Genomic DNA, 19,242 nt, shown 5'->3' with positions numbered 1-19,242 from the left:
CCCCCTGTCGAAGTTGTCGGCCATTTTGTAGCACATGTACTACGAGCCGTACTAGCTCGATTCACTTACGGCTTATTTACTTCACGGGTTCGTGAATCTTCTGTAGCTTGCGAAGCAGGTCCCTGACGCACTGGGAGGTGTGCGAGATGACCGAAACGCTGTACCCCGAACTGCCCACCACGCGCAGTTCACCGTTCGACCCGCCCGTCGCACTGGGGGTGTTGCGCGAGAGCGAGCCGATCACCAGGATCTCGTTCCCGGACGGCCACCTGGGCTGGCTCGTGACGACCCACGCGCTCGCGCGGGAGGTGCTGGCGGACAACCGGTTCAGCAACCGGGCCGAACTCCAGCGCTCGCCGATCCGCGCGGGCGGCAAGCCGATCCCGCGGCAGCCGCCGGCCAAGCCGGGCATGTTCATCAACATGGACGGCCAGGACCACGCGAAGTACCGCCGGTTGCTGACCGGCCAGTTCACCGTCCGGCGGATGAACCAGCTCATCCCCCGGATCGAGGCCATCGTGCGCGACCACCTGGCCGACGTGCGGGCGCAGGGCCCGGGCGCGGACCTGGTGGAGGCGTTCGCGCTGCCGGTGCCCTCGATGGTGATCTGCGAGCTGCTGGGGGTGCCCTACGAGGAGCGGGAGTCGTTCCAGCGGGACACCCGGACGTCGTTCACCCTGACCCACGACTTCGAGGAGATCAGGGCGGCGTTCGAGCGGATCGAGGGCTTCGTCGCCGACCTGGTGCGGCGCAAGCACGACGACCCGGGCGACGACATGCTCACCGGCCTGATCGAGACCGGCGAGCTGACCGACGAGGAGGTCGCCAACATGGGCCTCCTCCTGCTCGTCGCCGGCCACGAGACGACGGCGAACATGCTGGGCATCGGCACGCTCACGCTGCTCAACCACCCGGAGCAGCTGGCCGCGTTGAGGGACGACCCGTCCCTGGTCGACAACGCGGTCGAGGAGCTGATGCGCTACCTGTCCATCGTCCAGTTCGGCACCACGCGGGTCGCGCTGGAGGACGTCGAGCTGGGCGGCGTCACCATCAAGGCCGGGGACTCGGTCAACGTCCACATCCCGACGGCGAACCGGGACCCGGCGAAGTTCGACCACCCGGAGGAGTTCGACATCCACCGCCCGGCGACGGGTCACGTGGCGTTCGGGCACGGTGTGCACCAGTGCCTGGGCCAGCAGTTGGCGCGCATCGAGATGCGGGTGGGCTTCACGGCCCTGTTCCGGGAGTTCCCGGACCTGCGCCTGGCGGTGCCCGCGGAGGAGGTGCCGATGAGGGACGACATGGCCATCTACGGCGTGCACAAGCTGCCGGTGGCGTTCTCATGAGGATCGAGGTGGACCCGGAGCGCTGCGCCGGTTCGGGCATGTGCGCCCTGACCGACCCGGCGGTCTTCGACCAGTCGGAGGACGACGGCACGGTGGTCCTGTTGACCGCCGAACCGGTCGGGCACGAGCGGGAGGCCCGCGAGGCCGCCCACCTGTGCCCGGCGGGGGCCATCAAGGTGATCGAGTAGGAATGACCGGGGCCCGGGGCGCGACGCGTCCCGGGCCTCCGGCGGTCCGGCCGGGGTCGCCGGCCAGCGGCGGTTCGGCCCGTCGCCGGCCAGCGGCGGTTCGGCCGGTCATCGGCCAGCGGCGGTTCGGCCGGTCATCGGCCAGCGGCGGTTCGGCCGGTCATCGGCCCCCGGCGGTCCGGCCGGTCGCGCGAGCGCCGCCGCCCCGGCTAGCGCGTCCCCACTTCGGCCAACCCGGTCCGGCCCACCGACTGCCACCGCACCGGCGTCCCGTGCAACGCCGTGACCAGCGACTTCACCACCACCAGGTACGTCAGCTGCCGGTAGGCGAGCTGTTGCAGCGGGAACGTCCACAACGGTCGCAGCGACTCGCCGTCCAGCCGCAGCGCGTACCCGGCGCTCACCGTCTGCATGACCAGGAACAGCGCCCACACCACCAGCGCCCAGGGCGCGTCCGCGATGAACGCCCCGTAGACCACGAAGACGTCCAACGCCGGCGCCAGCAACGGCAGCACCACGTGGAACAGCAGCAGGTAGACCAGCCCGAGCCGGCCCATCCGCCCCCGCGCCGCACGGTGCTTCCACATCGACTGGAACGTCCCGTACGACCACCGGTACCGCTGCCGGTAGAGCCCGCGCACACCCGTGGGCACCTCGGTCCACGCCCGCGCCCCCGGCTCGTACACCACCCGCCACCCGGCGCGGGTGATCGCCATCGTCACGTCGGTGTCCTCGGCGAGCGTCTCGGCGCTGATCCCGCCGACCTCCGCCAACGCCTCCCGCCGGAACGCCCCGATCGCGCCGGGGATGGTCGGCAGGCAGCCCAGCGCGTTGAGGATCTGCCGGTCCAGGTTGGACCCCGCGCAGTACTCCAGGTGCTGCCACCGCCCGAACACCCCGCCGCGGTTGGCGACCTTCACGTTCCCCGACACCGCGCCGACGCCGTCCGCCCCCAGCGGCCGGACGACCTTGCTCACCGTGTCCGGCTCGAACACCGTGTCGCCGTCCACCAGCACCAGCGCGTCGTGCCGGGCCGCCGCGATGCCCGCGTTCAGGGCCGCCGGCTTGCCGGCGTTCTCCTGCCGCAGCACCCGCACCCCGGGCAGCCCGAGGTCCTCGACCAGCCGGGCGGTCCCGTCGGTGGACCCGTCGTCGACCACCACCACCTCGACCGGGGCCGGGTGCCGCGACGCCGCGATCGACGTCACCGCGGCGACGATGTTGGCCGACTCGTTGTAGGCGGGCACGACCACGGACACCGGCGGCGCGTGCTCCACGTCCACCACCGCGTCGACCCGCCGCAACCGCCGCGACGTGTGCGCCAACCCCAGCTGCATGACGGTCCGCAGCAACGCCAACACCGCCACGATCGCGCTGAGCACCCCGAGCACCACCACGGCCGTCCCGCCGTGCCGCTGGGCGAGCGCCAGCGCGTGCCCGGTCACCCGCTGCCCGAACCCGGCCTCCACCACCTCGGCCCGCCCGGTCGCCGCGCCCAGCCCGACGAACCGGTGCCCCGGGTACCGGTCGGCGAGCAGGTCGACCACGCCGGGCGCGCTGCTGGTGACGTGCAGCCGCACGGCCCGGCCGACGTCCGTGGCGGCCAGGACCGCCTCGGGGTCGCGCACCTCGACGTCGACGGTGTCCGGATCGGCCTCAGACAGTCCACTGTGGACCGGGGCGACCGCCGCCAGCGCCGCCCGGCTGAACGCGCCGTCCCACGAGGAGTCCGGCCCGGCGCGGAACGCCCCGACCCCGACCTCGTGCCCCTCGGCGACCATGCGGCGCACCAGCTCCGGGTACCGGTTGACCGCCGACCCCACGACGAAGAACGTCGCCCGCACCTTCCGCGCCGCCAACCGGTCCAGCAACCGGGGCGTGTACCGCGGGTCCGGGCCGCCGTGGAAGACCAGCGCCACCGTGCCCGGAGGCACCGGCTCGGCCGGCGCCGCGGCCCGCGGCGAGGCCGGGGGCACGGCCGTCGCGTACGCGTGGAAGCTCAACGCCCCCAACAACAACGCCAGCCCCACCAGCAGCGAGACCCAGTGCGACCTCACCCCGCCTGCCCCACCACGGTGGCGAGGATCACCAACGCCAACCCCAGCAACGACGCCGCCACCGCGACGCCGACCACACCCATCAGTCCCCGGCGTCTGCCCGTCTCGTCGACGAAGACCTGCTTTGCCACCACGTTCCCCCCACACGCACCACCGCGACGACGACACCGGCCGCCACCGCCGCCGCCATCGACGGGAACGTCCGCACCACCAGCGGCGCGGACGAGATCACCAACTCCCGCAACGACTTCCCACCCAGAGCGGCCCCGCCCACCACGAGCGCCGCGCACAGCACCGGCGGCGCCGGGACCACCGTCCACAGCCCCACGGGCCGCACGACGGCCGCCGCCACCACCGAGCCGGCCACCAGGAAGACGCCGAAGAGCCACCCGGGTCGCTCGCCGTCCACCCAGACGCCGATCCCCGCGAACACCCCGGCCACCGCGAGCGCGGCGAGGCTCGGCAGGTGTGAGATCCGGTCAACCACCGTGCGTCCCCCAGCGTCTCAACGGCCATAGGCTACGCGACGGGGGTGTGGTCGGTGCGGGAGTTCTCACTGGTCGTGGCGCGGATCGCGTGGATCGCGCTGGCGGTGGCGGTGTTGGCCGGGTCCGGAGTGGCCTGGACCACTTATCACGACCTGGACACCGGTCTGCGCCGGTCGCGGGCGATCCCGGAGGACGCCCCGCGCTCGGCGGACGGGCTGAACGTGTTGCTCATGGGCCTGACCACGCGGCGGGACCTGGACGGCAACCCGCCGCCGGACGAGGTGCTGGAGATGCTGCACGCGGGCGACGTGGACCGGGGCGGTTACAACGCGAACACGTTGATGTTGGTGCACATCCCGGACGACGGGTCGCCCGCGACGGCGATGTCCGTGCCGCGCGACAACTACGCCGTGCTGCACGGCGTCGAGGGCTCGCCGCGGGAGAAGATCAAGGAGGCCTACGGGCGGGCCAAGGAGGACGAGGAGCGCCGGCTGGTCGCCGAGGGCGGGCACGACGCGGCGGAGCTTGAGTGGCTGGGCCGCGAGGCCGGGCGGCGGGCGCAGGTGGCGACGGTGCGGGAGTTCCTGGGCGTGCCGGTGGACGCGTTCGCCGAGCTGAGCCTGACCGGCTTCTACCACCTGGCCGAGGCGCTGCACGGCGTGGACGTGTGCCTGAACGCGGCGACCGCGGACCGCGAGTTCTCCGGCGCGGACTTCCCGGCGGGCAGGCAGCGGCTGGACGCGGCGCAGGCGCTGGCGTTCGTGCGGCAGCGGCACGGCCTGCGCCACGGCGACCTGGACCGGACCCGGCGGCAGCAGGCGTTCCTGAAGGCGGTGCTGCTCCGGGTCCGCGAGCAGGGCCCGGCCGCCCTGGGCCCGGTGGTGGACGTGGCCAAGCGCAACGTCGTGCTCTCCGAGGGCTGGGACGTGCTGGACGCGGCCCGGCGGGTCACCGGCGTCCGGTTCACCACCCTGCCGATCACCGGCACGCCGGAGGCCGACGGGCGGGAGGCGATGCACACCGCCGTGGGCATCACCCTGGGTCGCCTGATCGCGCCCAAGCCGTCCACGACGGCGTCGAAACCCGCCCCGACCAGCCCTTCTCCGCCACCACCGGCCGACGGCATCCCCTGTGTGGATTAACCGGACACCGCCCACCGCCACGGCCGGGTGACAACGGTCCCGCGCCCTTGCCCCGGCCGGGGTGCGCGCGCACTCTTCGTGGACCACCTCGAAGGACGCCCGGTGGCGCGGACTCCCCGGCGAACAGCCGTCCGCGCCACCGACTTCGACGCGCCTTCTCCGCAACGCCGGTTCGAAAGGGTGAGTCCCATGTCCGACCAGCAGAGATCCCCGTCCGAGCACGACCGCCCGTTCATCCCCGAAGGCGAACCCCTCGACCCGCCCGCCGGGCAGCTGACCGTGGTCGACGCCGACACCTGGTACTACTTCCGCGCCCAGTTCCTCACCCAGGACGGCACGAACGCGTTCGGCTACTTCCACCCGGTCGGCCCGAACCCGAGCACGTCCTTCTGGGACTACATCTGCATGCGCACGTGGCTGGAGAACGCCTGCCAGTTCAAGCTGGAGGACACCGACCAGCGCGGCTGGTCGAAGTGGCTGATCCGGGCCGACGGCAACCACCTGGCCCTCAAGGCGACGTTCTGGTACTACCGCGCGTCGGCGTACACGGCGCGGTTCGCCATCGTGGACGGCTTGCTCTACAACGACTACAAGGGCGGCCCGGCGGGCGCGGTGTGGGACGAGACCCTCGTGACCCCCGCCTACTACGTGGGCCAGGACCTCGGCGACCGCGTGAACCTCACGCAGTGCCAACTCGTCCCGGTGGGCGCGGAGGCCGAAGCCGCGGCGCCGGCCGCCGCCGGCGCGCCCGGCGCGGTCACCCCTTCCTGAGCACCTCGATCACGGCGGGGTAGTCCGAGCCGCCGTGCCCGGCCGCCACGGCCCGTTCGATGAGGCTCTTCACGTAGGTCAGCAGCGTGGTGTCGACGCCGCGGTCCCGGGTGGCGTGGACCAGGTGGTCGGCGGCGGAGATCTGCATGTCCAGCCGGGCCTCCCGGCTGGTGAAGTCGCCGCTGTCCACCTGGTCGGCCATCGCGGGCAGGAACGACGCCACCGTGCCGAGCATGCCCTGCGCCATGGGCAGGAACGCCTTGGCCGGCACGCCCTCCCGGTCCACCAGCGCGGTCGCGGTGAGGTAGCCGGTCAGGCCGGCGTACATGATCGTCAGCAGCGCGGTGTCGAACAGCGCCGCGAACCCGGGGTCCTCGCCGACGAAGGTCGCGGCGCCCAGCACTTGGAGGACGTTCTCGTGCTCGGCGTAGAGGTCGGCCGGGCCGGAGTAGAGGATCGTCGCCGCCGGTGTGCCGACGGCGGGCGGCGTGGTCATGATGCCGCCGTCGAGGTAGCGCCCGCCGCGCTTCCCGACCTCGGCGGCCATCTCGCGCGCCTGGTCCGGGGTGCCGGTGGTGAGGTTGACGACGACCTTGCCGGAGAGGTCCGCGGGCAGGGTCTGTTCGACGGCGCGGTAGTCGAGCACGCACGCCACGACGATCGGGCCGGCGTCGACGGCCTCCGCCGCGGTGCGCGCGCGGGTCGTGCCCTCGGGGCCGGGACGGTCCGATCGGGTCCACACGGTCGTGGGGTGCCCGGCGCGCTGGAAGGCGGTGGCGAGTGCCGTGCCCATCAGGCCGAGGCCCAGCACGGTCACCTTTTCTCGTTCGTTGGTCACGGCTTCATCGTCGGCGCGGGCGCTTAGACTCATCAAGTACGCACAAAATGGTGACCACTTACCTTTGTGTAACCGGGGGGCGGTTCAGCGGTGGTGCGGAAGCGGCCTTACGTGTGCGGGATCGACGCGGCGCTGGACGTGGTCGGCGGCAAGTGGAAGGTGCTGATCCTGTGGGCGTTGTCCACGGGCACCAAGCGGTTCGGCGAGGTGAAGCGGGAGCTGCCCGGGGTGAGCGTGAAGGTGCTCACCGAGCAGTTGCGCGAACTGGAGGCCGACGAGATCGTGACGCGCCACGAGTACGACGAGACCGTGCCGCGGGTCGAGTACTCGCTGACGGAGTTCGGCCGTTCGCTCAACGAGGCGCTGGGGCCGTTGGGCGCGTGGGGCGCGCGGCACCGGGCGCGCATCGAGTCGTTGCGGGCTAACGCTTGACCCGGGCGTCGTAGTCGCGGCGCGCCCGCTCGACGGCGTCGAGGTTGACCGACCACTCGGCGATGGTCGCGAACAGCGGCGCGAGGCTGCGCCCGAGGTCGCTGATCTCGTACTCGACGCGCGGCGGCACCTCGGCGTGGTAGGTGCGGGTGACGAGCCCGTCGCGTTCCAGTTGCCGCAACCGCTGGGTGAGCACCTTGGGGCTGATGGTCGTGATCCGCCGTTCCAGCTCCACGAACCGCTGCCGGCCGAACTCGTTGAGCGCCCACAGGATCGGCGTGGTCCACCGGCTGAACACGAGGTCCACGACGGGCGCGATCGGGCAGGCCAGCTCGGGCGGAACGTCGGCGCGCAGTGTGTCCCTGGTCACTTCACCCGTCACTTTCCTCTAGGTACCTACTAACCCCAGGATAGTAGCTTCGCCCTCGGAAGATCGAGAACGTCGAGGGAGTCGAAGATGATCGTGGTGACCGGTGCGACGGGCAACGTGGGCAGGCCCCTGGTGGAGACCCTGGCGGCGGCGGGCGAGGAGGTCGTGGCGGTGTCCCGCGGGACCGGCGTCACCGGCGTCCCCCACCGCCGCGCGGACCTGACGGACCCGGCGTCGCTCGCGCCGGCGCTGGTGGGCGCGTCGGCGGTGTTCCTGCTGACGTCCCCGGACTACCTGGGTTCCGGCGCGGCGTTCGGCGACGTGGTGGACGTGGTCCGGGCGGCGGGCGTGCGCCGGGTGGTGCTGCTCTCGTCGCAGGGCGTGGCGACGGGCAGGCACCCGGACGGCATCGAGCAGGCGGTGCGGTCGTCGGGTCTGGAGTGGACGGTGCTTCAGCCGGGTGCGTTCGCCAGCAACGCTTTCCAGTGGGCGCAACCCATCAGCACGTCCCGCACGGCCGCCGCCCCGTTCGGCGACGTGGCGCTGCCGGTGGTGCACACGTCCGACATCGCGGACGTGGCGGCGGCCGTCCTGCGCTCCGAGTCCCACGCCGGCCGGTCGTACGTCCTGACCGGTCCGGCGGCGATCACGCCCCGGCAGCAGGTGGCGGCGATCGGCGAGGCGTTGGGCGAGCCGGTGGAGTTCGTGGAACTGAGCCGGGCGGAGGCGAAGGCGGGGATGCTGCGGCACATGCCGGAGCCGGTGGTCGAGACGACTCTGGACCTGCTCGGCACCCCGACGCCGCTGGAGCAGTCGGTGAACCCGGACGTGGAATCGGTGTTGGACCGCCCGGCCCGGCCGTTCACGGACTGGGTGCGGCGCAACGTGGTGGCGTTCAAGTAGCCGGGGCCGCAAGGACCGTCTCCCGCGCCCCAGGGCAGGTCGGCGCGGGCGGCGGCGGACTGGCACAAGCCCGCGCGGTCACCGACCCGTGCGAGCGCACACGAGCGAAGGCGGTTCCGCGGGTGACCCGCGTGGAACCGCCCTTCGACCGAGCCGTGCCTGGTGGGGCCGGTGGGGTTCGAACCCACGACCTGACGGATTATGAGTCCGCTGCTCTGACCAGCTGAGCTACAGCCCCCTGACGTGCGGTTCAGGAGAGTACAGATCAGCCGCCCCCGCGTCTCAGCAACCCGGCAGCACGTGACCAAGCTGTGTGCCGGCCGCTACGGGGCGCCGAGGTCGGACGGGCGGTAGCCGGTCGGGTAGCCGGGGTACGTGCGGTTGTCCGGGTCGTTGGTCAGGCGCGGGGTTCGGCGGGGTGGGAGGTGGCGGACGGCTCGGGCGCGCAGGCGCAGCGCCACGGCGGCCAGGCGGGTGACCAGGGCCGGGGCCGGGGTGAAGCCGAAGGACTCGATCATCCGGTCGTCCAGCATCGCCCGCACCGCCGCGGATGTCCACGAGCGCGGAAGCGGGTACCAGGAGCAGAACAGGTCCAGCGTGTACTGGCCGATCCGGCGGTTGGTGTCGCTGTAGCCGAACCGGCTCTCCTCGTACTCCCGCTTGAACGCCCGGAACCCCTCGTAGGTGTCCGGCACGCCCCTGATCGCCATCCGGTCGCCCACTGCCCGGTAGAAGTGGTACGCCCCCAGCCGTTCCTGCTCGGTCAACGGCCGCCACCCGAACCGGTCGAGCCAGTCGATCGGCTCGTAGACGAACGTGGACAGCACGTACTTCATGTCGTCGTTGTCGATGTCGTACCGCCCGTGCAGCCGGTTGACCACTCGCAGCGCCTCCTTGCCGCGCGGCGAGTCGTAGCCGTGGTCCACCAGTTCGGCCATGAGCAGGGCCGTGTCGTCGTAGCGCTTCTGCGGCCGGTGCTCGAACTCGCCGGTCTCGGCGAGCAGCCGCGAGATCGACGGCACGCAGTAGGTCTTGAACAGGGCGAACTCCAGGGACCGCACGTAGTCCCACGGGAACTCGTACCCCGACGACAGCCGCATGATGCGCTGGTGGTCGCGCTCGGGGTCCAGTGACTCGATCAGGCGACGGTTGGCGAAGCGGTCCGGCATGCGGCGAAGCCTGCCGGCAGAAACCGGCCCGGAACGTGTGACAAACGGGTGACGCGCGGGTACCCCTGACCCATGAGACGACGAAACCCCAGGTCAGGTGACCTGGGGCTGCCATCGCGCTCCCCCAACTGGATTCGAACCAGTAACCCTTCGATTAACAGTCGAATGCTCTGCCGTTGAGCTATGGGGGAATGTTCGGTTGTCTCGGCCGGGCCTCTCGGCCCGACAGGACGTAACTCTAGCGCATGCGGAAGAGTGCTTGCGAACACCCCCCTCCCTTTTCCGGCAGGATGGGTGTGACCAGGCACGATGGGAGGAGAGGAGACCTCATGAAGGGCATCCTGCTCGGCGCGGCCGTCGGCTACGTCCTGGGCGCCCGGGCCGGCCGGGAGCGGTACGACCAGATCGTCCGCGCGTACCGCTCCCTCGCCGACCACCCGGCGGTCCAGGGTGCGGCCGGGATCGTCCGCGCGAAGGTGAGCGAGAAGACCGGCTTCGGGAAGCCCCGCCAGGCCTCGAACGCCAACGGCCACCGCCGCGACCCGGTGATCCCCCGGGCCTGACCGGCACGCCTTCGACCACCGGTCGATCAACGGCCGCCCGCCGGGTGCACCCCCGAGGTGCCCGGCGGGCGGCTCGGCGTCAGCGGACGTGCGCGACCGCGAACACCCGCCGGAACGGGAACCACGTCGTGCCGTCCGCCCGCCGCGGGTAGGCCGCACGCAGCCGGGGCGCCAGGCGTTCGCGGAACTCGGCCCACGCCGCGTCGTCCAGGGCCGCGCGCACGGGCCGCAGGGCGGTGCCGGTGATCCACTCCAGGACGGGGTCGGCCCCGGTCAGCCGCTGGAGGTAGGTCGTCTCCCAGGCGTCCACCTCAGCCGCGCCCAACACCTCCGCGTACCCGGCCGGGTCGAGCACCGGCGACTCGCGCAGCTCCACGTGCGGGCACAGCTGCGCCCCCAGCTCCCGCAGGATCTCGTGCGACGGCCCCGCGAAGTTCCCCGGCACCTGCATCGCGAGCCACGCCCCGGCCGGCAGCTCGGCCACCCACCGCCGCAGCAACTCCTCGTGCCCCGGCACCCACTGCAACACCGCGTTGGTGATCACGACGTCGGTGTCCTCGGCGGGCCGCCACGCGGCCACGTCCCCGACCCGCGCCGCCAGCCCCCGCGCACGCGCCTCGGCGACCATCTCCGGCGACGAGTCCAACGCCTCGACCCCCGCCGCCGGCCACCGCTGCGCCAGCGTCACGGTCAGGTTCCCCGGACCGCACCCCAAGTCGACCACCCGACGCGGCGACCGCGCCCCGACGCGCGCCACCAGCTCGTGGAACGGCCGCGCGCGGTGGTCGGCGAAAGCCAGGTAATCGGCCGGATCCCACATGCAGGCACCCCCGGAATAACAGTACGGACGTACGGACACCGTACGCTTGTACTGCTAGTGAGGGCTACCCCCGCAAGGCTGCGATCTTGCGGGCCACCTCCGCCGCGATCTCCCGCAGCTCCTCGGTGTCCGCGCCGGCGTCCGGCCGGACCTGGAGCACCAGCCCCGACCCGGGCACCTTGCGCTGCACGAACCACGCCCGCAGGTCGTCGCGCCGCTCGCTGACCTTGATCGACCCGGTCACCCGCGCGTGCACCACCTCGGGCACCTTCCCGGGCGACTCCAGCGCGAACCGCACCGCGTCCAGGTCCCGCAGCACCACGGCGTCCCCGGCGCGCCCGTCCTCGACCGCCTCGACCACGCTCAGCGCGCCGCCGCGCCAGACGGCCTTGCTGACCAGGTGCCACCCGACGCGGCGCGGACCGGGCAGCCACAGCCCCAGCGAGGTCGCCACCAGGAACCCGTTCCCGACCGCCGCCGACGCCAGCACGTGCTCGTCGCGCTCCAACGCCCCGGTGAACCCGTCCGGCGCGCCCGACCCGAACAGCCGCCGCAGCACACCCCTCACAGCCCGCTCACCGCCTGCTCGCCGAGTTCCTTGTGGTAGGCCTCCAAGGCGATCAGGTCGCCGAACAGCGCCCGGTACTCGTCGGCCTCCTCGACCGGCGACACCCGCCGCAGCCGCGACTTGATCTCCACGATCTGCGCGGCCACCAGCAGCTGCTGCAACCGGGTCAGCACGCTCTGCACGTACCGGTACTCGTCCTCCGCCCGCACCTGCAACGGCTCGACGGCCAGCTCGGTCAGCACCGACCGCACGACCTGCTGGTGGCAGTTGCGGCTCACCGCGTCCACGAACGCCGGTCCGGACAGGCCGCCGGACGCGCCGCCCGCCTCCCGGATCGCCTGGTGCAGCGCCAGGTACACGGGGTGGGTGAAGGCCTCGTCGGGCAGCGAGTCGTAGTACGGCCCGGCCATCTCCGGCAGTTGCAGCGCGGACTTCACGGCCTCGCGCTGGTGCCACAGCCGGGGGTCGCGCGGGTCGGGCCGGGTCGGGCCGTCCACCTCGACGGCCAGCGCGCCCTGGTTCGGGTCCACCGGCCGCGGCCGGCCCTTCGCGGGAGCACGCCCGTTGGCGACCTCGCGGACCCGCTTGACCACGGTGGCCTCGTCGTCCCAACCGACCCACCAGGCGAGCTTGGTCGCGTAACCGTCCCGCTTGGCGCGGTCCTTGATCTGGGCGACGAACGGCACCATCTTCTTCAGCGCCTCGACGCGGCCGTCCACCGAGTCCAGGTCGTAGGTCTGCAACTGGGTCTTGATCGCGAACTCGAACAGCGGGGTGCGGCGCGCGACCAGGTCCCGCACGGCGACGTCGCCCTTGGCCTGGCGCAGCTCGCACGGGTCCATGCCGTCGGGCGCGATCGCGATGTAGGTCTGCGCGGAGAACTGCTGCTCGCCCTCGAACGCCTTGAGCGCCGCCTTCTGGCCCGCCGCGTCGCCGTCGAAGGTGAAGATCACCTCGCCGTTGAGGTCGTCGTCGATCAACAGGCGGCGCAGCACGGTCATGTGGTCCGCGCCGAAGGCCGTGCCGCACGACGCGACCGCCGTCGGCACGCCCGCCAGGTGCATGGCCATCACGTCGGTGTAGCCCTCGACCACCACGGCCTGGCGGCGCTTGGCGATCTCCCGCTTGGCGAGGTCCAGGCCGAACAGCACCTGGGACTTCTTGTAGATCGGGCTCTCGCTGGTGTTGAGGTACTTGGCCTGGATCGGGTCGTCGTCGAAGATCCGGCGCGCGCCGAAGCCGACGACCTCGCCGCCGAGGTCGCGGATCGGCCACAGCAGGCGGCGGTGGAACCGGTCGATCGGCCCCTGCCGGCCCTCCTTGGTCAGCTGCGCCTTGATCAGCTCGGTCAGCTCGAACCCGCGCCCGAGCAGGTGCTTGGTGAGCTTGTCCCAGCCGCCGGGGGCGAACCCGCAGCCGAACACCCGCGCGGCGGCCTCGTCGAACCCGCGCTGCGCCAGGAACTCCCGCGCCTGCACCGCCTCCGGGGACGCGAGCTGCTCGGCGTAGAACTCGGCGGCGGCCCGGTGCGCCTCCAGCAGCCGGGACCGGGTGCCCCGGTCGCGCTGGACGGTCGCCCCGCCGCCCTCGTAGGTCAGCTGGATGCCCGCGCGGTCGGCGAGGCGCTCCACCGCCTCCACGAAGCCGAGGTGCTCGATCTTCATCACGAAGGCGATCACGTCGCCGCCCTCGCCGCAGCCGAAGCAGTGGAACGTGCCGTGCGAGGGGCGGACGTTGAAGCTCGGCGACTTCTCGTCGTGGAACGGGCACAGCCCCTTCAACGCGCCACCGCCGGCGCGGCGCAGCGAGACGTGGTCGCCCACCACGTCGTCGATCCGGCTGCGCTCCCGCACCAGCGCGATGTCGCTGTCCCGGATTCGTCCTGCCACGTCGACCGAGTCTAGTGCCGGCAGACTGGGGGTCGTGACCGCCGCCGACGAGACCCTGGCCGACGACTTCACCGGACACCGGTCCCACCTGGTCGGCGTCGCCTACCGGCTCACCGGCAGCGTGGCCGACGCCGAGGACGCCGTCCAGGAGGCCTGGCTGCGCCTGGCCGGCCTGCCCGACCGGGCCCGCGCGGAGATCGCGGACCTGCGGGCGTGGCTGACCACCGTGGTGGGCCGGATCTGCCTGGACCGGCTGCGCTCGGCCGCGGTGCGCCGGGAGAAGTACGTCGGGCAGTGGCTGCCCGAACCGCTGGTCACGTCCTCGGAGGACGACCCGCTGGACGCCGTGGTGCGCGACGACGGCGTCCGCATGGCCGCCCTGGTCCTGCTGGACAAGCTCACCCCGGAGCAGCGGGTGGCCTTCGTGCTGCACGACGCGTTCGGCGTGCCGTTCGACTCGATCGCCGCCACTCTGGGCTGCACGGTCGCCACCGCCCGCCAGCACGCCTCCCGAGGCCGCCGCGCCGCCGCCGTGTCGCCCCCGCCGCCCCGGGTGGCGCTGGACGAGCAGCGCGAGGTCCTGGAGAAGTTCCTGGCGGCCCTGCACAGCGGCGACACCGAAGCGGTCATCAGCCTGCTGCACCCCGACGCGGTCGTGGTCGGCGACGGCGGCGGGAAGTCCCGGACGGCGGTCAACGTGGTCACCGGCCGCGACAAGGTCGCCCGGTTCCTGCTGGGTCTGCTGCGCAAGTACGGCGGTCTCGACCAGGGCGAGCCGGTCCTGGTCAACGGCGATGTGGGCCTGAAGTTCCGGGCCCGGCCCGACCTCGCCGCCCGGGTCAGCGCGGTGGTGCTCAAGGACGGCAAGGTGGCCGCGTTCTACGACTTCGCCAACCCGGACAAGCTCAGGCACGTGGACTTCTAAGGCATGGGGACCTTGCACGCGTCGCCCGAGGTGAAGCCCTGGTCCACGATGCCCAGCGCCGAGTTCATGCGGGCCCGCATGTTCTCCAGGGCGATCAGGTAGGTCAGCTCCACCACGCCGTCGTGGCCCAGCCGCCGGTCCAGCTCGGCGACCTGCTCGTCGGTGACGGCGGTCGGGGTGTCGGTCATGGCGTCCACGTAGGCGAGCGCGAGCTTCTCGACCTCGGTGTACCGGTCGGAGTTCGCGTGGTCGTGGATCTCCTTGAGCCGGTCGATGTCCAGGCCCGCGTGCTTGATCAGCATCTTGCCGAAGTCCACGCACCACGAGCAGCCCAGCTTGACCGCCGTCGCGTAGACGACCAGCTCCCGCAGTTCCAGCGGCAGCACCTTCGCCGCCCGCTCGACGCCCATCTCGTGCCGTGCGCTGGCCATCATCAGCTTGTGGTGGTGGGCCGCCACGGCGACGGGCTCCGGGACCGCGCCGAACTTGCGCTTGGAGAACCAGTACACGGCCTTGAGCAGCGGGCCGGCCTGCTTCGTGGTGACCGCCGGGATCCTGGGCATGTCCCCTCCTCGTCCTCAAGTGGTTGCACACCGGGGACGGGACGGCCGCCGGGAACGTGACACCCTCGGGTGCCCGGTACCGGCGTGACGAAGGTCATAGCCGTGGTCAGGGTGCGGCGACCTGGGCCAGGAAGTAGATCGCGCCGGTCCCGGAGTGGCGCACCAGCAGCAGGTGCGGGCGGTCGACGCGGACGGTCCGGGCAGGCGGGTGCTCGACGATCGAGGTGAGCCGCATCATCACCGCGGTGGCCGCCGCGCCCTCGAACCCCTGCTCGTCCACGCGCAGCACGGCTTCGTGCACGACCTCGTCCACGCACAGGCGCGGGTCCGGGCTCAGGCCGGTGAGGTCGGCGGCGGGGGTGAACACGGTCCGCACCCCGGTCGCGCGCAACGCGTCGCCGAGGGTCGTGCCGACCTTGAGGTCCAGCTTGGGCAGGAACAGCTCGATCCGCTGCCACTCCAGGGCGGCCAGGACGTCGGGCACGCCGTCGGTCGCGCCCAGGTCGGCTTCGGGCAGCAGGACGACGGCCTCGACGTCGCCGCGCGCGGGCAGCGCCACCGCCTCCCAGCCGGCGGCCCGGGCGTAGCGGAGGTTGGCCTCCAGCCGCATGGTCGCGACGTCGCCGGCGCCGCGGAACGGGCGCGGCACGGTGTCGTGCTCGGGAAACTCCTCAGTCCACGCGCACTTGAGGTAGAGGGCGTTCACCAGCGCGGACACCATGTCCGGCCGGACGGTGCCCGGTTCGAGCAGCTCGGGGATGAGACCGCGGGTGGTGTCGGCGACGTCGGCGTTGATCAGCCGGCGCGTGCCCTCGGGGTCGGCGCGGAACGGCGCCTCGGCGACCTTCGCGCCCGGCCAGCCGGACAGGTCGACCAGGAAGCCCTCCTCCAGCGGCAGTTCGTCGCTGGCCCAGAGGGTGTTGGCGACGGCGAACTCCGCGTCGTCGCCGGGGCCGGAGGCCTGGAGCAGCTTGGCGTTGTCCGGTCCCAGCAGGGCGGTCAGCTCCTCCTGCGCGCGACCGCGCGCGGCGGCGGTGAGCAGGCCCAGCGCGCTGGCCACCGAGTACGGCGACCAGCACGCGTTGTGCCGCCGATCGGGCGCGATGGCGTCGTGGAGCCGGAGGGCGAACGTCAGGTGCGCTCGATCAGGCACTGGGTCTCCTTCACCGCTGTGGGGTCGTCCGGGATCGGACGCTCGCCCGCGCCGCTCGTCGGCCCGGGCGGGCGGGGGTGGCGGGGTTCGCGGACGCCCGCCGACCCGTCGTCGGGATCGTCCCACCACGGGTCGTCCGGGAAGTCTCCCGCGAACACGGGGTCCCGGCTCGGTCTGCGCCACGGCCACGGTCGGCCCGGCGGTCGCGTGGACTCCTCGGCCATGCACCCGAGTGTGCCACCGGTCACACCGCCGCGGTGGGGCCTTCCGCCACCCGGCTCAACCGCACCGCGCGGCGTGCCAGGCGATGGCCTGGGCGTCGGTCAGCAGCGCGACCTGGTCGACGACCACGCGCAGGCGGGCGGCGTCGTCCGGCGCGGCCTCCCACGCCGGGAGGAAGGCCGGGTCCAGCGCGTCGGGCGCGCGGTCGAGCAGGCGCCACACCAGCTCGGCCAGGAGTTCCCGTTGCCGCGCCTGCACCTCCAACCGCTGCGGGTCGCTCATCACGTACCGCACGGCGACCGCCTTGAGCAGCGCCACCTCCGCCGCGACGAGCTTCGGCACCACCAGGTCGGCGTGGTACCGCGACAACGGCCCGTCGCCGTACTCCTCGCGCGTCGCGCCCACCGCCGCCGACGCGAACCGGCCGACCAGCTCGCTGGTGAGCCGTTTCAACGCGACCTGCGCGCGCAGCGAGCCGTCGTAGTCGGTGAGGTCGGCGATCACCGGCAGCGTCAGCAGTTCGGCCGCCGTGGCCTCCAACGCCGACACCGGCTCGTCGCAGAAGTGCTTGGCGGCCAACTCCGCGATCGCGGCCCGCTCCTCCGGATCTCCCAGCGAGGACAAGGAGATCCGGTGCGCCAGGACGCCGTCCTCCACGTCGTGCACGGAGTACGCGACGTCGTCGGCCCAGTCCATCACCTGCGCCTCCAGGCACCGCCGACCGTCCGGCGCGCCCTCGCGGACCCACCGGAACACCGGGAGGTCGTCCTCGTAGACACCGAACTTGACCTGTCCGGCGCGGCGCGGCCACGGGTACTTGGTGGCGGCGTCGAGGCAGGCGCGGGTGAGGTTGAGACCCTTGGCGGTCTTGGGTTCCAGCCGGGTCAGGATGCGCAGGGTCTGGGCGTTGCCCTCGAACCCGCCGCAGGGGCCGGCGAGTTCGTCGAGCGCGCGTTCCCCGTTGTGCCCGAACGGCGGGTGGCCGATGTCGTGCGCGAGGCCGGCGGTGTCGACGAGATCGGGATCACACCCCAGCTCCTCGCCGATGCCGCGGCCGATCTGGGCGACTTCGAGCGAGTGCGTGAGCCGCGTCCGCGGCACACCGGTGACCTCGGCTCCTTCACCGGGCCCGACGACCTGCGTCTTGCCCGCGAGCCGGCGCAGCGCGGCGGAGTGCAGCACCCGGGCCCGGTCCCGCGCGAACGGCGTGCGCCGCTCGGCCCGGGCCCCGGGGACGGCGGCCTGCTTCGGACCCTCGGGCAGCAGACGGGCGAAGTCGTGTCCGGTGTAACCGCCGCTCATTCATCCAGGGTAAGCGGCCACCCCACCCGCCACACGCGGCTCGCCCGCGGCCGGCGGCTTGCCCGCGGCCGGCGGATCGGGCGCGCCCGGTGGGTCGGGCGGGCACGACCTACAGCGTGATCCCGTCGAACACGTCCACCGGGGCCTTCATCAGGTGGTAGTACAGCAGCGCTCCGGTCTCGCGGCGGATGTAGAACAACTGCGTCTCGCGCGTCTGCACGTTCGGCCCGCTGCGCGTCGGCGACGTCCACGCGTCCAAGCCCTCGTCCTCGGCCATCGTGCGGGCGCGCAGCGAGTGCCACGGGTCGGACACGATCACGGCCGTCTTGAGCGACTTCGCCCGCGCCTGGACGCCCAGCGCCCGGATGCTGCCCAGCGTGTCCGTGCCCTCGCCGACCTCCAGGATGCGGTCGCCGGGCACGCCCTTGTCCTCCAGCCACAGCCGCCCGGCCTGGCCCTCGGTGTAGTTGTCACCGGGCTGCCGGCCGCCGGTCGTGGCGATGAACTTCACGACCCCCTGTTGGTACAGGCGGCGCGCGTGCTCCAGGCGGGCCTCCAGGACTTCCGAGGGCACCCCGTTGTACTGGGCGGCGCCGAGCACCACGGCCATGTCGGCGTGCGTGCGGTCGTCCTCGCGGGCCACCTGCCAGACGCGGAACGCGGTACCGCCCACGACGAGGAACCCGACCACCAAGGCCCCGATGACGGTGCGCTGGACCAAGCGGCGGAGTCGGGCCAGGAAGGTCACGCGGACGATGATTCCACACCCGAACGTGTGCCTGCGAGGATCGCGGGATGCCCGCAGAGCAACCCACCATCCTCGCCACCTCCGGCGGCTACCGGGCCGGCCTGCGCACCAACCTCGAATTCGGTGCCCTGGTCCGCGAAGCCGTCGAACTGTCCGGAGCCACCAAGCCGAAGCTGTGCCACGTCGGCACCGCCTACGGCGACCAGCGGTGGTTCAACGCGGACGTCTCCGAAGCCGGCCGGGTCGCCGGGTGGGAGGTCAACCACCTCAACCTGTTCACCATGCCGCCGACCGACGACCTCGCCGGGTTCCTGCTGGAGCACGACGTCGTCTGGGTCGGCGGCGGCTCGGTCGCGAACCTGCTCGCCGTGTGGGCGGTGCACGGCCTCGGCGACGCCATGCGGCGGGCGTGGGAGGCGGGTGTCGTGCTCGGCGGCGTGTCCGCCGGGTCGATCTGCTGGCACGCGGGCGGCGCGACCGACTCGTTCGGGCCGGAGCTGCGGATCGTCACCAACGGGCTCGGGCTCCTGCCCTACGGCAACGGCGTGCACTACGACACCGAGGCGTTGCGGCGGCCTACGATCCACGCCGCCGTCGCCGCGGGCGAACTGCCGCTGACGTACTGCACCGACGACGGCGCGGGCCTGCTGTACCGGGGCACCGAGCTGGTCGAGGCGTTGTCCGAGCGGCGGTCCGGCGGGGCGTACGTGGTGCGCCGGGACGACTCTTCAGCAACCGCACAGGAGGATCCGCTCGACATCCGCCGGTTGTGAACCCGATTCTGG

Annotated in this window: 22 protein-coding genes and 2 tRNA genes; 9 read left to right on the top strand and 15 right to left on the bottom strand. The window is 72.5% G+C overall.

Annotated elements, in window-relative coordinates:
- The first annotated feature begins 146 nt into the window (after positions 1-146).
- Together ABD126_RS34460 and ABD126_RS34455 are read left to right on the top strand one after the other, a co-directional pair.
- Positions 147-1,346, top strand: coding sequence for a cytochrome P450 (locus tag ABD126_RS34460; protein ID WP_343939013.1), 1,200 nt, complete (start codon positions 147-149; stop codon positions 1,344-1,346).
- Positions 1,343-1,534 (top strand): ferredoxin, encoded by a 192-nt coding sequence (locus ABD126_RS34455; protein WP_343939011.1) that lies wholly within the window; start codon positions 1,343-1,345, stop codon positions 1,532-1,534. Before ABD126_RS34460 ends, ABD126_RS34455 begins: the two co-directional genes overlap by 4 nt.
- Before the next feature lie 209 nt (positions 1,535-1,743).
- Here ABD126_RS34455 and ABD126_RS34450 read toward each other — a convergent pair whose 3' ends face one another.
- Positions 1,744-3,591: a bifunctional polysaccharide deacetylase/glycosyltransferase family 2 protein gene (locus ABD126_RS34450; RefSeq protein ID WP_343939009.1), complete on the bottom strand. Its 1,848-nt coding sequence runs from the start codon at positions 3,589-3,591 to the stop codon at positions 1,744-1,746.
- 82 nt (positions 3,592-3,673) lie between these two features.
- The gene (locus ABD126_RS34445) at positions 3,674-4,078 is read right to left on the bottom strand and encodes a DUF6542 domain-containing protein (RefSeq protein ID WP_343939007.1); all 405 of its coding nucleotides are present in this window, start codon (positions 4,076-4,078) and stop codon (positions 3,674-3,676) included.
- Between the two features lie 54 nt (positions 4,079-4,132).
- Between ABD126_RS34445 and ABD126_RS34440 the strand changes: the two genes are divergently transcribed.
- A complete protein-coding gene (locus ABD126_RS34440) occupies positions 4,133-5,221 on the top strand; it encodes an LCP family protein (RefSeq protein WP_343939005.1) in 1,089 nt (362 codons plus the stop codon).
- 189 nt (positions 5,222-5,410) lie between these two features.
- Positions 5,411-5,992: a hypothetical protein gene (locus ABD126_RS34435; protein ID WP_343939003.1), complete on the top strand. Its 582-nt coding sequence runs from the start codon at positions 5,411-5,413 to the stop codon at positions 5,990-5,992.
- On the opposite strand, the gene ABD126_RS34430 is transcribed toward ABD126_RS34435, so the two are convergent.
- Positions 5,979-6,830, bottom strand: a complete 852-nt coding sequence (locus ABD126_RS34430; protein ID WP_343939001.1) for an NAD(P)-dependent oxidoreductase — start codon at positions 6,828-6,830, stop codon at positions 5,979-5,981. The two genes, ABD126_RS34435 and ABD126_RS34430, sit on opposite strands and share 14 nt — an antisense overlap.
- A gap of 90 nt (positions 6,831-6,920) precedes the next feature.
- On the opposite strand from ABD126_RS34430, the gene ABD126_RS34425 reads away from it, so the two are divergent.
- Entirely contained in the window at positions 6,921-7,262 is a 342-nt protein-coding gene (locus ABD126_RS34425; RefSeq protein ID WP_343938999.1) for a winged helix-turn-helix transcriptional regulator, read from the top strand.
- Here the strand turns inward: ABD126_RS34425 and ABD126_RS34420 are convergent.
- Positions 7,252-7,617, bottom strand: a complete 366-nt coding sequence (locus tag ABD126_RS34420; RefSeq protein WP_343939114.1) for a winged helix-turn-helix transcriptional regulator — start codon at positions 7,615-7,617, stop codon at positions 7,252-7,254. The genes ABD126_RS34425 and ABD126_RS34420 overlap by 11 nt on opposite strands.
- 102 nt (positions 7,618-7,719) lie before the next feature.
- Here ABD126_RS34420 and ABD126_RS34415 point away from each other — a divergent pair, with 102 nt between their 5' ends.
- Positions 7,720-8,535 (top strand): NAD(P)H-binding protein, encoded by an 816-nt coding sequence (locus ABD126_RS34415; protein ID WP_343938997.1) that lies wholly within the window; start codon positions 7,720-7,722, stop codon positions 8,533-8,535.
- 160 nt (positions 8,536-8,695) lie between these two features.
- Here the strand turns inward: ABD126_RS34415 and ABD126_RS34410 are convergent.
- From ABD126_RS34410 to ABD126_RS34400, 3 genes are all read right to left on the bottom strand, one after another.
- Positions 8,696-8,773, bottom strand: a tRNA-Ile gene (locus ABD126_RS34410).
- 85 nt (positions 8,774-8,858) lie between these two features.
- Positions 8,859-9,704 carry an oxygenase MpaB family protein gene (locus ABD126_RS34405; RefSeq protein WP_343938995.1) on the bottom strand — a complete coding sequence of 282 codons (846 nt, stop codon included), beginning with the start codon at positions 9,702-9,704 and terminating at the stop codon, positions 8,859-8,861.
- A 119-nt stretch (positions 9,705-9,823) separates the two neighbouring features.
- Positions 9,824-9,895, bottom strand: a tRNA-Asn gene (locus ABD126_RS34400).
- Positions 9,896-10,033: 138 nt separating this feature from the next.
- On the opposite strand from ABD126_RS34400, the gene ABD126_RS34395 reads away from it, so the two are divergent.
- Positions 10,034-10,267 carry a hypothetical protein gene (locus ABD126_RS34395; RefSeq protein WP_343938993.1) on the top strand — a complete coding sequence of 78 codons (234 nt, stop codon included), beginning with the start codon at positions 10,034-10,036 and terminating at the stop codon, positions 10,265-10,267.
- A 79-nt stretch (positions 10,268-10,346) separates the two neighbouring features.
- On the opposite strand, the gene ABD126_RS34390 is transcribed toward ABD126_RS34395, so the two are convergent.
- The 3 genes from ABD126_RS34390 to dnaG form a co-directional block, all read right to left on the bottom strand.
- Entirely contained in the window at positions 10,347-11,087 is a 741-nt protein-coding gene (locus tag ABD126_RS34390) for a trans-aconitate 2-methyltransferase (protein ID WP_343938991.1), read from the bottom strand.
- Positions 11,088-11,151: 64 nt separating this feature from the next.
- On the bottom strand, positions 11,152-11,655 hold the full coding sequence (locus tag ABD126_RS34385; RefSeq protein ID WP_343938989.1) for a hypothetical protein: 504 nt from the start codon (positions 11,653-11,655) through the stop codon (positions 11,152-11,154).
- Positions 11,652-13,544 (bottom strand): DNA primase, encoded by a 1,893-nt coding sequence (gene dnaG / locus ABD126_RS34380; protein ID WP_343938987.1) that lies wholly within the window; start codon positions 13,542-13,544, stop codon positions 11,652-11,654. Before dnaG ends, ABD126_RS34385 begins: the two co-directional genes overlap by 4 nt.
- Before the next feature lie 25 nt (positions 13,545-13,569).
- On the opposite strand from dnaG, the gene ABD126_RS34375 reads away from it, so the two are divergent.
- Positions 13,570-14,469: a sigma-70 family RNA polymerase sigma factor gene (locus ABD126_RS34375; RefSeq protein ID WP_343939112.1), complete on the top strand. Its 900-nt coding sequence runs from the start codon at positions 13,570-13,572 to the stop codon at positions 14,467-14,469.
- On the opposite strand, the gene ABD126_RS34370 is transcribed toward ABD126_RS34375, so the two are convergent.
- The 5 genes from ABD126_RS34370 to ABD126_RS34350 form a co-directional block, all read right to left on the bottom strand.
- On the bottom strand, positions 14,466-15,032 hold the full coding sequence (locus ABD126_RS34370) for a carboxymuconolactone decarboxylase family protein (RefSeq protein ID WP_343938985.1): 567 nt from the start codon (positions 15,030-15,032) through the stop codon (positions 14,466-14,468). The genes ABD126_RS34375 and ABD126_RS34370 overlap by 4 nt on opposite strands.
- A gap of 106 nt (positions 15,033-15,138) precedes the next feature.
- Positions 15,139-16,185 (bottom strand): serpin family protein, encoded by a 1,047-nt coding sequence (locus ABD126_RS34365; protein ID WP_343938983.1) that lies wholly within the window; start codon positions 16,183-16,185, stop codon positions 15,139-15,141.
- On the bottom strand, positions 16,164-16,409 hold the full coding sequence (locus ABD126_RS34360) for a hypothetical protein (RefSeq protein ID WP_343938981.1): 246 nt from the start codon (positions 16,407-16,409) through the stop codon (positions 16,164-16,166). Before ABD126_RS34360 ends, ABD126_RS34365 begins: the two co-directional genes overlap by 22 nt.
- A gap of 55 nt (positions 16,410-16,464) precedes the next feature.
- A complete protein-coding gene (locus ABD126_RS34355; RefSeq protein WP_343938979.1) occupies positions 16,465-17,709 on the bottom strand; it encodes a deoxyguanosinetriphosphate triphosphohydrolase in 1,245 nt (414 codons plus the stop codon).
- A gap of 109 nt (positions 17,710-17,818) precedes the next feature.
- Positions 17,819-18,457, bottom strand: coding sequence for a YdcF family protein (locus tag ABD126_RS34350; RefSeq protein WP_343938977.1), 639 nt, complete (start codon positions 18,455-18,457; stop codon positions 17,819-17,821).
- A gap of 47 nt (positions 18,458-18,504) precedes the next feature.
- Here ABD126_RS34350 and ABD126_RS34345 point away from each other — a divergent pair, with 47 nt between their 5' ends.
- Positions 18,505-19,230, top strand: coding sequence for a Type 1 glutamine amidotransferase-like domain-containing protein (locus ABD126_RS34345; RefSeq protein ID WP_343938975.1), 726 nt, complete (start codon positions 18,505-18,507; stop codon positions 19,228-19,230).
- The last annotated feature ends 12 nt before the right edge of the window (positions 19,231-19,242 follow it).

It is taken from the genome of Saccharothrix mutabilis subsp. mutabilis, assembly GCF_039521145.1.
Lineage (GTDB): Bacteria > Actinomycetota > Actinomycetes > Mycobacteriales > Pseudonocardiaceae > Actinosynnema > Actinosynnema mutabilis.
Note: the sequence above shows the minus strand (reverse complement) of the source record. Positions and strands in the feature narration are given on the sequence as shown.